This window comes from Gordonia sp. (in: high G+C Gram-positive bacteria) (assembly GCF_052106715.1).
GTDB lineage: Bacteria > Actinomycetota > Actinomycetes > Mycobacteriales > Mycobacteriaceae > Gordonia.
The window spans coordinates 129,379-142,325 of sequence record NZ_JBQEDL010000003.1 but is presented as its reverse complement, the minus strand read 5'-3'; the positions used below and the strand labels follow the sequence as shown (position 1 = coordinate 142,325).

13 protein-coding genes and 1 riboswitch are annotated in these 12,947 nt (G+C 66.4%); of the genes, 3 read left to right on the top strand and 10 right to left on the bottom strand.

Features of this window, described 5'->3' with window-relative positions; translation table 11 throughout:
• Positions 1-149: 149 nt before the first annotated feature.
• From ACTIMF_RS02745 to ACTIMF_RS02735, 3 genes are read right to left on the bottom strand one after another with little or no spacing between them, the layout of a single operon-like run.
• Positions 150-1,361: an ArsA family ATPase gene (locus ACTIMF_RS02745; protein ID WP_442348786.1), complete on the bottom strand. Its 1,212-nt coding sequence runs from the start codon at positions 1,359-1,361 to the stop codon at positions 150-152.
• A gap of 20 nt (positions 1,362-1,381) precedes the next feature.
• Positions 1,382-1,819 (bottom strand): SRPBCC family protein, encoded by a 438-nt coding sequence (locus ACTIMF_RS02740; protein ID WP_442348736.1) that lies wholly within the window; start codon positions 1,817-1,819, stop codon positions 1,382-1,384.
• Entirely contained in the window at positions 1,816-2,226 is a 411-nt protein-coding gene (locus ACTIMF_RS02735; RefSeq protein WP_442348735.1) for a hypothetical protein, read from the bottom strand. The genes ACTIMF_RS02740 and ACTIMF_RS02735 overlap by 4 nt, the downstream gene beginning before the upstream one ends.
• Before the next feature lie 133 nt (positions 2,227-2,359).
• Here ACTIMF_RS02735 and ACTIMF_RS02730 point away from each other — a divergent pair, with 133 nt between their 5' ends.
• Positions 2,360-4,156: an AMP-dependent synthetase/ligase gene (locus ACTIMF_RS02730; RefSeq protein WP_442348734.1), complete on the top strand. Its 1,797-nt coding sequence runs from the start codon at positions 2,360-2,362 to the stop codon at positions 4,154-4,156.
• A gap of 97 nt (positions 4,157-4,253) precedes the next feature.
• On the opposite strand, the gene ACTIMF_RS02725 is transcribed toward ACTIMF_RS02730, so the two are convergent.
• The 5 genes from ACTIMF_RS02725 to ACTIMF_RS02705 all read right to left on the bottom strand — a co-directional run bounded on the left by ACTIMF_RS02725 (position 4,254) and on the right by ACTIMF_RS02705 (position 9,017).
• On the bottom strand, positions 4,254-5,372 hold the full coding sequence (locus tag ACTIMF_RS02725; RefSeq protein WP_442348733.1) for a glycosyltransferase family 4 protein: 1,119 nt from the start codon (positions 5,370-5,372) through the stop codon (positions 4,254-4,256).
• Positions 5,372-6,784, bottom strand: coding sequence for a peptidase MA family metallohydrolase (locus tag ACTIMF_RS02720; protein ID WP_442348732.1), 1,413 nt, complete (start codon positions 6,782-6,784; stop codon positions 5,372-5,374). Before ACTIMF_RS02720 ends, ACTIMF_RS02725 begins: the two co-directional genes overlap by 1 nt.
• Positions 6,785-7,762 carry an NlpC/P60 family protein gene (locus ACTIMF_RS02715; protein ID WP_442348785.1) on the bottom strand — a complete coding sequence of 326 codons (978 nt, stop codon included), beginning with the start codon at positions 7,760-7,762 and terminating at the stop codon, positions 6,785-6,787.
• Positions 7,763-7,929: 167 nt separating this feature from the next.
• A complete protein-coding gene (locus ACTIMF_RS02710) occupies positions 7,930-8,499 on the bottom strand; it encodes a C40 family peptidase (protein ID WP_442348731.1) in 570 nt (189 codons plus the stop codon).
• An 18-nt stretch (positions 8,500-8,517) separates the two neighbouring features.
• Positions 8,518-8,708, bottom strand: a riboswitch (cyclic di-AMP (ydaO/yuaA leader).
• Positions 8,709-8,819: 111 nt separating this feature from the next.
• Entirely contained in the window at positions 8,820-9,017 is a 198-nt protein-coding gene (locus ACTIMF_RS02705) for a hypothetical protein (protein WP_442348730.1), read from the bottom strand.
• 284 nt (positions 9,018-9,301) lie between these two features.
• Here ACTIMF_RS02705 and ACTIMF_RS02700 point away from each other — a divergent pair, with 284 nt between their 5' ends.
• Complete coding sequence (locus tag ACTIMF_RS02700) at positions 9,302-11,107, top strand: DEDD exonuclease domain-containing protein (RefSeq protein WP_442348729.1); 1,806 nt, start codon at positions 9,302-9,304, stop codon at positions 11,105-11,107.
• Positions 11,104-11,382, top strand: a complete 279-nt coding sequence (locus ACTIMF_RS02695; protein ID WP_442348728.1) for an Lrp/AsnC family transcriptional regulator — start codon at positions 11,104-11,106, stop codon at positions 11,380-11,382. Before ACTIMF_RS02700 ends, ACTIMF_RS02695 begins: the two co-directional genes overlap by 4 nt.
• A gap of 9 nt (positions 11,383-11,391) precedes the next feature.
• On the opposite strand, the gene trpD is transcribed toward ACTIMF_RS02695, so the two are convergent.
• Positions 11,392-12,447, bottom strand: a complete 1,056-nt coding sequence (gene trpD, locus ACTIMF_RS02690; protein WP_442348727.1) for an anthranilate phosphoribosyltransferase — start codon at positions 12,445-12,447, stop codon at positions 11,392-11,394.
• Positions 12,448-12,473: 26 nt separating this feature from the next.
• Positions 12,474-12,923 carry a hypothetical protein gene (locus ACTIMF_RS02685; protein WP_442348726.1) on the bottom strand — a complete coding sequence of 150 codons (450 nt, stop codon included), beginning with the start codon at positions 12,921-12,923 and terminating at the stop codon, positions 12,474-12,476.
• Positions 12,924-12,947 lie beyond the last annotated feature (24 nt).

Below are 12,947 nucleotides of genomic sequence, written 5' to 3'. Positions count from 1 at the left end.
GGTGCGGCTCCTGTCACCTGGTGGTCGGCTAACTAGTGAAGTGCCCTGGCGGGAACAACGAACCTTACCGGGCGTCACCGACGACCTTCAACGACGGAGGTCGGACCCGGTCAGGTCCTACCGACGCGATTCTAGTTCCCGGTCACCCGCTACGACGACACCGCTCCCCCGGTGCCGCCCTGTCGGGCAGGCCAGATCGCGGCATCGGGCTCGAACCGCACAGACAGCTCGCCGTCGGCCCAATTCGCGCCGACCACCCGGCAGCGGCGCAACACCGAGGGCAGTCGCACCGGATGCCGGAAGCCTGCGACGGTGACGAGCAGGTCGTCGCCCGACCGGCCGAGGTGCAGCCGGTCGGGTTCGGGGAGTCCCTGTCGCCATCTCAGTTCGAACAACGCGGCCAGCCCTTCCCCGGACGATTCCACGGTCAATGCCCCGCTCCCGTACGGACGGCCACTCGGAGCCGCGACCGGGACAGCGATCTTCCGGATCCGCGATAGTCGGTCCAAGACGCCGCCGGACGCGATCTCGCGCACCGTGACCCCATCGGGGTCACCGAGAATCCCACGGACGGTGTCGGCAGTCGGCGATGTGGGACGATCGGCGTCGCCCGCATTGATCAAGACCGAGCGCAGCGGCAACGCGGTCACGTCCGCGATCGCCAGATGGTCGGCTGCGACGCGACGGCTGCGTTCGGACGCGTCGAGGACGAGATGAGCAGCGACCGAGTGCGGGTCGCAGAACAAGTCCGCGAGGTCCTGACAGTCGCGGTCGATGCGTTCGATCGCCGCTGAGAGCTGAGCGAGGACGGGCTTCTCGCCTGCCTGAGCGAGCCTGGTGGCGCGCGGCCACATTCGCTCGATCGCAGCGGACAGGACAGTCGGTGCCCGCAACAACGCGAACGGGTCTCCGACTCCGGACAAGTCGACGACCACTCGCCTCCACTCGCCAGACGTGGCAGCGTCTCGGACCTGTCGCAGCATCAGGAACTCGGCGGCGCCGGGAAGATCGGTGAGCTCGCCTGGTGCCATCGACGCGAGTGTCCCCACGACCGGCAGCGCAGTACGGCCGGCCGTGAGCGCGGTCAGCGCCGCAGTGAACTCGGTCCATGCGCGTTCGATGACGTCAAGACGCCCCACGTGCAGCAGGTCGACACCCGACGTCACCGGCACCGGTTCCCCGGCGACCCGGTACACGCCCAACAGAGCCGGGACGGGCGAACGAGCGTCGAGAGTGATCAAGACGGTGTCGCGGTGCTCCCTGACCGGTAACGTACCCGCCCGCTCGACCGGGTGCGCGTCAGTGAACGCGGCGGCTGCGGCGAGCACCGAGACGCCCGAGCCACCAGGCCCGAGCACCAGATGGATGTCAGCGAGATCGATCAGCCTTCGACCCTCTTCTTGAGATCGCTGAGCGCAGCCTCAGTGATCGCCTTCTCCGCGCGTCGCTTGAGCTGGCTGATCATCGGGATCTGGAGATCGACCGTCAACGAGTAGGTGACCTTGGTCGATCCGTGCACCTGCTGCGTCAACCGGTAGCTGCCCTGCTGTCCGCGCTGGAGATCACTGGAGACGAGGTTCCACGACACCGAGGTGCCGTCGTCGGACCACTCGTATCGCAGTTCGTAGGTGTCGGCGAGGACACCGGCGTCCAGGACGAAACGAACGTGAGTGCCGCGGCCTCGGGAGTCGCGTTCGAGCACGGTCACCTCGCGTGCCGCACCCACCCACTGCGGATAGTTCTCGAAGTCGGCGATCACAGCCATGATCGCGTCGACGTCGGCCCCGACGACCGTCGACTGCTCGGTGTGCTCACTCATGCGATTGCTGCCTTACGTGCCGCTGGCTCTCCGGCGGCACGACCGCCTTCGACCGTCTGCTTGACCTCGAACGCCATCGCCTTCCCCGCTACTCGGCGGATCCGATTGAGTTCGGCGGTCGCATCCATCCACGCACGCGGCTCGGTCGGCAGTGCGGTGGTGGGCTCTGCGTGCAGGAAGTAGTGGAGGATGAACCCGTCCAGGCGCTTCTCGCACCAGATCTCCATGGTCCCGGTCAGCGGTCCCCCGACTCGCCAACGGACGCCCTCGTCACCGCGGTCTTGTGTGACCTCCAATGTCAGGTCCGGCCACCACCGCCGCCACCGCGCTCGGTCACCGACGACAGCGCCCGCCAGCGATACGGAAGCAGCGACGAAAGCGTCGTCGGCCACCTGGATGCTCGTCACCGACACAGCATCACATACCGGCGACGAAAGGCGAAAGCCGCCTCGGGCGCGTGAGACCCGCATCGGGCGATTAGAATCTGGGGATTGGACCAACAAGTCTTGTCACATAGAGCCGCTCCGGAAGGTGTATTCAATGGCTGAATGCCGTGTCCCCGCAGAATTCGTCACCCCGAAGGAGCGGAATTCGGCCGACGTCCTCTACGACATCGCTGCGGCGACGCCCGGCAGGACCGTTTTCCGCGTACAGCAGGGCGACCAGTGGGTCGCGCTGTCCGCAGATGACGCGGTGAACCGGGTCCGTTCGCTCGCCAAGGGGTTCATCGCCTCGGGCATCGAACCCGGCGACCGGGTCGCCATCCTGTCGTCGACACGACTCGAATGGACACTCATCGACTTCGCCATCTGGTCGGCGGGCGCGGTCCCGGTCCCCATCTACGACTCGTCGTCTGGGCCACAGATCGACTGGATCATGCGCGACTCGGAGGCCGTCGCCATCGTCGCCGAGACGCCGGAGCACCGCGCCACGGTCGACGGTGTCGAATCGGTCACCGATGCCGTTCAGGTGTTCGCAATCGACGATCCACAGGGCGACGGCATCGTCGACCTGTTCGCCGAGCGCGGCGCGTCGGTCACCGACGAGCAACTCGACGAACGACGTCGCCACCTGACGGCTGCCGATCCAGCAACCCTCATCTACACCTCGGGCACTACCGGGCGCCCGAAGGGCTGCATGCTCACCCACGCCAACATGCTCGGCGAGATCAGCGGCGTCCTCGAATCCTCAATGGGCACGCTCCTTCGCCCGGAGCGCCGCCTGCTCCTGTTCTTGCCGATGGCCCACGTGCTCGCTCGCGCCATCAACCTGGTGGCTCTCGAAGCAGGCGTCGAGGTCGGCTACACCAACAACACGAAGGATCTGCTGCCGATCTTCGCGCAGTTCCAGCCGTCACTGATCCTCTCGGTTCCACGCGTGTTCGAGAAGGTCTTCAACTCGGCGCGCCAGAGCGCTCACGACTCGGGTAAAGGAAAGATCTTCGACCTCGCGGCCGACACCGCCGTCGAGTACTCCAAGGCCGGCTCGAACCCCGGTCTCGTCCTGCGCGGCAAGCACGCACTGTTCGACAAGCTCGTGTACGGGAAGCTTCGTGCCGCCCTCGGCGGTGACTGCGAACTCGCCATCTCCGGCGGAGCACCGCTCGGTCCGCACCTCGGCCACTTCTTCAACGGCGTCGGCATCCCCGTCTACGAGGGTTACGGCCTCACCGAGACGACTGCCGCGATCTGTGTGAACACCCCGAACGAGGTGCGCGTGGGCACCGTCGGCCGTCCGCTTCCGGGCAACGCGGTCCGCATCGCCGACGACGGCGAGGTCATGCTGTCCGGCGAGGTCGTGTTCGCCGGATACTGGCACAACGACGAGGCGACGGAAGCTGCTCTCACCGACGGCTGGTTCCACACCGGTGACCTCGGCGACCTCGACGCCGACGGCTACCTGTCGATCACCGGCCGTAAGAAGGAACTCATCGTCACAGCAGGCGGCAAGAACGTGTCGCCTGCGCCGATGGAGGACATCATGCGCACGAACCCCCTGGTGTCGCAGGCGATGATCGTCGGCGATCAGAAGCCGTTCATCGCATCGCTCATCACCATCGATCCGGAGGCCTTCGAGACCTGGAAGTCGCGTAACGGCAAGGACGCAGGCGCCTCTGTCGAAGATCTGGCGAACGACGCGGACCTCGTCTCGGAGGTCCAGTCCGCCGTCGATCAAGCCAATCAGTCGGTCTCCCACGCCGAGGCGATCAAGAAGTTCCGGATCCTGCCGAGCGACTTCACCGAGGAGACCGGCGAGCTCACACCGACGCTGAAGGTCAAGCGCAACGTCGTCGCCGAGAATTTCGCCGACCACATCGAAGCGCTGTACACGAAGTAGCGCTCATGCTCCGATCGAGCATTTCTGCCTGCAAGTCGAGCGAGGTCGAGATTCTTGCCGCACAAGGGCCTCGACTTCGCTCGGCGGCAAGCGTCGGCTACAGGAGACGCATGAGGCGGGCGGCCTGCTGACCCCACTGCCAGTTGCCGACGATCCACTCCCGACCACGGGCGCCCATGTCCGCAGCCAGGTCGGGGTCGCGCAGGATCGCGATGACCGCCTCTGCGACCTGCGCACGGTCACGCCCGTCGACGACGGTCCCCGTGACGCCCTCGCGGACCGTCTCTGGGGCTCCCCCGGAGTCACCTGCGACGACCGGCACGCCGCTCGCAGACGCTTCGAGGAAGACGATGCCCAAGCCTTCGACGTCGAGGCCGCCACCCCGCGTACGGGTCGGCATCGCGAAGACGTCGGCCATCGCGTGGTGTGTCGGGAGTTCGTCCCCGGGTACCGATCCGGTGAAGAGCACGGTGTCGGTGACCCCGGTCTTGGCGGCCAACTCATGGAGCCGATCGCCGTACGGTCCGCCTCCGACGATCACTAATCGAGCGTCAGGCACTTCGCGCAGGACCGACGACCAGGCCTGGATCAATATGTCCTGGCCTTTACGCGGGACCAACCGGGACAGACACAGCACGACGGGTGCGTCGCCGAGTCCGTACCGTTCACGCAGTTCGGCGCGGCCGGCAGCATCGGGGGCGAACCGGTCCGTGTCGACACCGCACGGCACGTACTCGAGCGCAGCGTCACGGCCGAATGCGGCAGCGAAACGACCGCGCGTATAACTGCTGACGTACGTCACGACGTCGGTGTGCTTGCCGATGTGCCGCAGCACCTGCCGTGCACCGGGCAGCATCGACCAACCGACCTCGTGCCCGTGGGTGCTCGCGACGATGTGTCTGGCGCCCGCTTTCCGCAGCCGCGGCCCGAGCACGGCGAGCGGTGCGGCCGCACCGAACCAGACGGTGTGGACGTCGTTCTCACGAACCAGGCGTGCGGCACGGCGGGCGACGAACGGGGTCGGCAGCATCAGCGACGTCCGGTGGCGGACGATTCGGTAGGGCGCTGCCGCGTCGTACGCGTCCGATCCCTTCCATTTGGGCGCGTAGACGATGACGTTCTCCGGTGGCACGAATCGGAGCAGGTTCTCCAGGTACGACTGGATCCCGCCTGCGCGTGGCGGGAAATCGTTTGTGACCAGCAGTGTCGTCCGCATCATCGAACTTGTACGCGTAACCATTTCTGCCATTGCTTCACCAACGCATTCTTGTCGTGGCCCACCGCGTTCTTCATCGCAGCGTCCATTGCTGGCGTGTCACCGCTGGCGGTCATCTTCCGGTACATGTTCTTCAACACGGGCTCGCCGTACTTATCCGAGACGAACGCCGCAAACGACCATGCGCTCTGGTATGCAACGCGAGCGGCGTCGCTGTCGACGGCGAAATCAGAGTCGACCGGCAACGACTTCGGGAGCCGATTCGCTGCGACCTCGACCGCGAGATCCGGTGCGGCGTCCACGAACTCGCGGTACGTGCCTTTCCGGCCCACATATTCGGGGACGCCTTCGGTCAACCACATCGGGGCGATCTCGGGTGTGGACAGTCGCGTCGCGACATGCATGAGTTCGTGCCGGAGAACGACCGCCAGCGCGGGCTCGGACAGGTCCGCCGCATTGGGAGACAGTACGATGCGCTGGCCGACCACCTGCTTCGCACGCTCGTCGATACGCGAGAACACGGTCGCCGCCGCTGCCACCCCGGTGTCGCGAGCCGCCGTGCGGGTCAAACCCGCGAACTCGGCCTGATCGCCGGTCGCGATCACCGCAGCCCGCTGCGGCCAGTCGTCGCCCCAGAACTTGCTGACGGCGGCGACGGCCCCTGGCATGATCTTCCGCGCGCGTTCCACCACCTTGTCGGTCGTGGGGTACGACAGGATCGTCGACGAGCCACCGGCGGTGCGGACGTCTGTCGCAGCGAGCCCGCCGAACTCCCAGGGGCCGATCTCGACCGGCGCATCGGGTCCGGTGGTCGTCGGCCGAGGATCCAGTGCGACGGAAGCGTCGCCGAGTAACTTCCATTCGTCGCCGTACCGCGCGAACGCCATGGTCTCGCTGAGAGTCACCTCGGGTTCGGCGACGCCCGGCACCGCCGCCCCACCGAGCGCGTACGTGAGCTCCACCGGGGTCACCCAGGTGTCCGTCGCGCCGGCCTCGTCGACCTTGGTCGCCACCGTGGGGGCCAGCTGCCATTCGGCTCCGCTACTCGGCGCGACGCGGTAGGTGAACGATGTCGCGGCGAGCGGGCCTCCCCGACGGCCGCGGTCGGAGCCACGAGCGAACGCGTCCGCCATCGTGTGGAGTCGGTCGTCGATCCGGCGCGGTGCGGCGCGGTCGACGAGAGCGTCAACACCGTCTTTGTCTCCGGTGCGGATCACCGAGGAGAGTTCGTCGAGGAGTGCCGCCACACCGTCGGTCCGCTGCTGTTCGAACGGGTTGAGCGGTGTGCGCGACGCACTCACCGGAGCGGTGGACGAGCGATCATCCGTCGATTCTGAACAGGCGGCCGCCGTGCAGGCCGCCGTCACGACGACGAGGACCGCGACGGCGGCCCGAACGCGAACGTCCCTCACTCAGTACCGTCGCGCTGAGTTGTACGGGCCTGCCTTGTCGATCGGGACGACGGCGACCGGCACGCCGAACGTCGCCGCATGGACCACGAAGCCGTCGCCGACGTACATGCCCACGTGCGTGGCGTCCGGATAGTAGATGACGAGATCGCCGGGTTTGAGGTCGTCGCGCTCGACGGGCTTGCCGCCCGCGAGCTGTGCCTCACTGGTTCGCGGAATGCCCTTGTTCGCCTGCTTGTACGCCCACAGCATCAGGCCGGAGCAATCGAACTGATTCGGTCCTGTCGCGCCCCACACGTACGGGTCGCCGATCCGCGAGATCGCAGCCTGGACAGCCACGAGTGCGGGTGAGGTCCCCTTGGCGACGGCGCTCGCGTCGAACTTGTACTTGGGGCCGCGGAGCGCGGCGAGTTGCTTGCCGGTCAGTGATTTGTAGACCGCGCGGATCCGAACGGCTTCGAGCTGAAGGTCCGACTGTTTACCCTGAAGTCGTCCGCGCTGCTTCTCGGCGACGGCGACGGCGTCACTCGCCTCACGCGCAGACTTGTCGGCGTTCGCCTTCGCCTCACGCGTCTTACGGGCGGTCGCGGCGATCGACTTCAGGTCGGCAGCCGACTGACGCGACATGACTTCCAGTCCCGACATGTTGTCCAGAAGCCCTTGCGGCGAGTCGCTGACCAGCACCGCGTACAGCCGGTTGACGCGAGCGCCCCGGTAACTCGCTCGGGCGAGGGCGTCTACCTTCTCTTGGGCTTCCGCCATCTGCTTGTTCATCGAGTCGAGCTGCGTCGTGGCCTTCGCCGACGCGCGACGCGCGGTGACGACGATCTTGCGCTGCACGTCATAATCGTGCTGCGCCTTATTCATGGCCTCGGTGGTCTTCTCCGCGTCACGGGAGAGTTCCCGGTAGTGAGACAAGATCTGGCTCGCACCGCTCCTCGGCTCCGCTGACGCCGCAGGCGTGAGAGGCAGCACCGACATGGCCGCAGTCACTACGGTGCCGACGACGACCGCACAGGTCGCTCGCCTTCTGGCGCTTCGATTCGTCTTGTCCACCACATATTCCTTCAATGCCGAACGGGCGGGCCACACGCGTATCGCGCATGACCCGCCCGGTTCTCAAGATTTCACAACAGACGAGAGAACGCTCAGTAACGGCGGATGCTCGTCACGCTCCAGTTCTTGACCTTGTCGCGCTTGACGGGCACGCCTTCGGTCGACGCGTGAACGAACATACCGTTGCCCGCGTAAAGACCGACGTGGCCGCCGCCGTTGAACACCAGGATGTCGCCGGGACGTGCAGCTGCGATCGACGAGATCGACTTGCCGCCGCCCATCTGGCCGTAGCTGTCACGGGGGATGGTCTTGCCTGCCTGTCGGTACGCCCACGAGGTGAGGCCGGAGCAGTCGAATGAGCTGGGGCCGGAAGCTCCGTACACGTACGGCGAGCCGATCTTCGACTCTGCGTAGTGCAACGCCTTCTTGGCGCGAACCTGCTGCGGGGTGCCGATCGGACCCTGAGGGTCGAACTTCGGCGCCTTCGGCAGAAGGTTGTCCGGGACATCGAAATTGCCGATGCCGGGGACCTTCACGGGCGCTGCGTCCGCGGGGCCTGCTGCGAGTGCGAGCGATCCGCCGATGGCGATCGAGCCCGCGACTACCGCAGTCGTTGCAGCTTTACGGCCAGTGCCGGGCTTGTCCAAACGGTGTTTAGCCACTGAACTTCTGAACTCCTTGTTGTCTCCCTGACCGCCGACCGGGTTAGCTGTCGGGTTCGGGCCGGAAGAAATGGCCCTACGCGTTCCCAGGACTGGCTACCTGAGGCCGCGATTCACCCCGATTCGCCGGCGCGTTCTCACACGCCCTCGAAAGAAGTGGTTCCCCGGTTCGCCTCCGGAGGGTGAAGGCGATTAGGCGGTGACTCTCCGGACGGTCTCCCTATGCTGGGGGATCACCCTGAGTGGAAAGTCTCGAAAAGATTACGAAACCCCGACGCCGATGTCCACCAGCCTCGGCCCGATTGCGACACTGCGTCGTGTCAGACCGCGCGCAGCCAGTCGCGCTGATCCGGGCGGAATCCGGCGTGACCTGCAGTGACACCGGCTAAGGCATCGAGTGCCGTTTCGTCGGAAATCATCCCCGTGTCGACGAACACATCAACGGCATCCGCGATATCCAATTCGTCAGACGATGCGCCATACCCGCTGGTGACAGGGTTGAATAACACCTGCATCATGCATCCGTCGCACTTACGGTTCCGCCCGGGACAGCTCGCGCAGTCGATTCGCATTGTGATCCGCCTCTCATTTGATGCTCGTTGGCACGATCCCGCGAGTCTGGCCGATGGTCGGCGTGTCGCGGCAAGGCCGTTTATCTCAACCTCGGGTGCAGACTACGAGCGCCCTCTGACAATCCGGCATCGAACGAATCGGGCCGTCCCGTGTGATCGAGAGTCAGTGCGATCAGTCCCGGCACCGTCGCCAGAGGCGTTTGTCGGAGGTCGGGCCTACGGTGCAGACCATGACGCAAGGACAGCTGTCGTTCGCTGATCTCGACGACGACGAGTTCGCCGAGCGCTCGTTGTTCGAGACGACGCTCGTTGTCGTCGACCTGGAGACCACGGGCGGGAGTTCCGACGCCGATGCGATAACCGAGATCGGTGCGGTCAAGATCCGGGGCGGCGAAGTCCTCGGGGAGTTCGCGACACTCGTCGACCCCGGCCGGGACATCCCGCCGCAGATCGTCGCCCTCACCGGCATCACCACCGCGATGACGTACGACGCACCACCTATCGAGCAGGTGCTGCCCGCTTTCGCCGAATTCGCGCGCGGCTCGATCCTCGTTGCACACAACGCGCGCTTCGACACCGCATTTCTCCGTAAGGCCGCGGCCCGGATGAATCTCCCCTGGCCGTTCACCACATCGCTGTGCACAGTTGCGATGGCGCGACGCATCCTCACCAGAGAGGAGGCGCCGAGCGTCAAGCTGTCGGCATTGGCCGACCTGTTCGACGTCTCGGTGCGTCCGACCCACCGCGCGCTCGACGACGCGCGGGCGACCGTCGACGTGTTCCACAGACTCCTCGAACGTGTCGGGAACCGTGGAGTGCACACCTATCGGGATCTCACCGAATACTTGCCGCGGGCGACTCCGGCGATGCGGGCGAAGCGTTCGATGGCCTCCGGCCTGCCGCGGCGTCCGGGCGTCTACTTATTTCGCGGTCCGGGAGAGGAAGTCCTCTATGTGGGCACGGCCGTCGACCTCCGGCGCCGCGTCTCGTCCTACTTCTCGGGCGGCGACACGCGCGCCCGTATCGGCGAGATGGTGTCCCTGGCCGAACGAGTCGACCACGTGGAGTGCGCCCACGATCTGGAAGCCGGAGTACGGGAACTGACTCTGCTCGCCGCGCACAAACCCTCCTACAACCGTCGTTCGCGTAACCCGCACCGCGGCTGGTGGATCAATCTGAGCCGAGAGCGGTTCCCTCGACTGTCCGTCAGCCGGACGCCTGCACCAGACTCCATCGGACCGGTCCACAGTCGTGCGACGGCCACCGACGTCGCGGATGTCATCAGTGCGGCGGCTGGCTTGCGCAGTTGCACACAGAAACTCAAACGGGCAGACCACCACTGGTGCCCCGGCGAACGGTCCGCGGTCGGACTCCCCGATCCGCTGGTCGCGCACCTCCCAGGCGTGTGCCGTGCGGCCAGCGACCGGCCGCAGACGCTCCCCGACTATCTGTGCCGGGTCGAGGCCGCTCGCACTCTGATGACCGGTCAGTCCGACGCTCTACTCGCCGACCTTCACCGGCGGCTACAGCTTCTCGCCGACTCTCGACGTTTCGAATCGGCCGCCCGGGCACGAGACCGACTCTCGTCGACCGTGGACGTCCTCGCACGGTGTCAGCGACTCGTAGCCGTCGCGCGCGTACGGGAAATGGTCGTCGCCCGCTCGGACGGCGCGGGCGGATGGAACGTCAGTGTGATCCGCTACGGACGGCTGGCCGGTGCGGCACAGGCGAAACGGGGAGTCCCGCCGATGCCGGTGATCGAGATGGCCATAGCAGCGGCGAAGACGGTCCGGCAACCGGGAGGACTGCAACCCGATGGACTGCAACGCGAAGGACTGGGTCCGCTCGGCGGAGTTCCCGCCGAAGAGGTCTCACTCATCGAACGGTGGATCTCAGAGCCGGGTGCGCGGCTGGTGAGCACCACCGAGCCTCTGGACTCGCCGATCGGATCGGCTCAGCGGTGGACCGAGTTCTCGCGCGCGGCTCGCCGCGCCCGAGACGCACCGGACCCGGTCGCGGCTAGAGTTGGGGCATGATCACCGCCATCGTTCTCATCGGGGCCGACATCCACAAGATTCCCGAGACCGCGCAGGCGGTCGCGGACATCCCCGGCGTCACCGAGGTCTACTCGTGCGCAGGCGACGTCGATCTGATCGCCAAGGTCAGGGTCCGCGACCACGACGAGATCGCGGACGTCGTCACCGGCCGGATCAACCGCCTTCCCGGTGTGCGCACCAGCGCGACCCACATCGCATTCCGCAGCTATGCGAGCGCAGAGGTCGACGGCGGCTTCTCCATCGGCGAGGACTAGACCGGTACCTCAGGACAGTTCGCGGGTCAGGGCCGACCAATCGTCGAGGAGTCGAGCAGCGGCGCCGCCGTCGATGATCTTCTCCACTCGTACGACAGCCGCCTGCAGCGCGGCGAGCAGACTGTCGTCGTCGTACAAGGAAGCCTGTTCGTAGGCGACGATCGCAGCCGCCGCGTTCACAACGACGGCATCGCGTACAGCCCCATGCGCCCCGGCGAACAGGTCGCGAGCGATCTGAGCGTTCACCGTCGCGTCTCCGCCCTGTAGTGCAGCCAACTCGACGAAGTCCACGCCGAGTTCACGCGGATCGATCGTCAGGCGCCGGACCTGACCGTCGAACACCTGCCACGCGGTCGACGTCGTGGTCGTCGTGATCTCGTCGAGCCCGTCATCACCCCGAACCACCAGCACCCGGTTGCCGCGCTCGGCGAACGCCTGCGCCAGAACGGGAGCCAGATCCTCGAAGGCGCACCCGATGAGCCCAGCCTCGGGCGAGGCTGGATTCGTCAGCGGGCCGAGCACGTTGAAGACGGTCGGGATGCCGATCTCCTTCCGCGGCGGACCGGTGAAGCGGAACGCGGGGTGGAACACCGGCGCGAAACAGAACCCGATCCCCACCTTCGCCACGCACTCGGTCACTGCGTCAGGTCCCAGCGTGATGCAGACCCCGAGCGCCTCGAGCACGTCGGCTCCGCCGCTCTTGGACGAGGCCGCGCGGTTGCCGTGCTTGACGACCGCGATGCCTGCCGCAGCCACGACGATGGACGTCATGGTCGAGATGTTGACGGTGTGCGAGCGGTCCCCTCCCGTTCCCACGATGTCGACCGCGTCACCGGGCAGCGTGATCCGGTTCGCCATCGCCAGCATCGTGTCCGAGAGACCGCGCAACTCAGCAGGCGCGGCGCCTTTCATCTTGATTCCTACGCCGAACGCCGCAACCTGCGCTCCGGTCGCCGCATCCGACATGATCTCGCGCATCGCCCATGCGGCCTCCTCCGCCGACAGATCGACACCGTCTGTAGCCTTGCCGAGGATCTGCGGCCATGTGTGTTCCGGGATGCTCACGTATCCAAGACTATCGATCACGCGGGCTATCGATCACCCGGGACGTCGAGGACGGCCCACCCGACACTGACACCGCCGCTTCTCGAGGCGAGGCTCGCCACACGAGAGCGTTCCTGGGACACAGTGCGCGCATCGACCCGCTGCACGCGCGAGAGCGAGACCGGGACGAACTCCGCTCCGACGTCCGGATCGTCGTCCAGCCCCGCCGTTTCGACGTAGCCCTCAAGCGCCGCTGATGCGACGGCTGACTCGACGGCGGATTCCGGCACCGCGATCAAGTGGCGCAGGACGACGGGCGTATCTGAGGAGAAGTCCGCCGCGTCCAAGACCGTCGACGTCGCGACCGCATCGTCGTCACTGGAGACCACGACCACGAGGTCGGTATCGTCCACTCGGGCGACCCGCGACTGCTCACCGCCACGCCGAAACCCTCGCGCGAACCGCTTCCACAGGCTACCGGTGCTGTAAGTACTCATGGGAACGAGCAAACCACGCCCCGC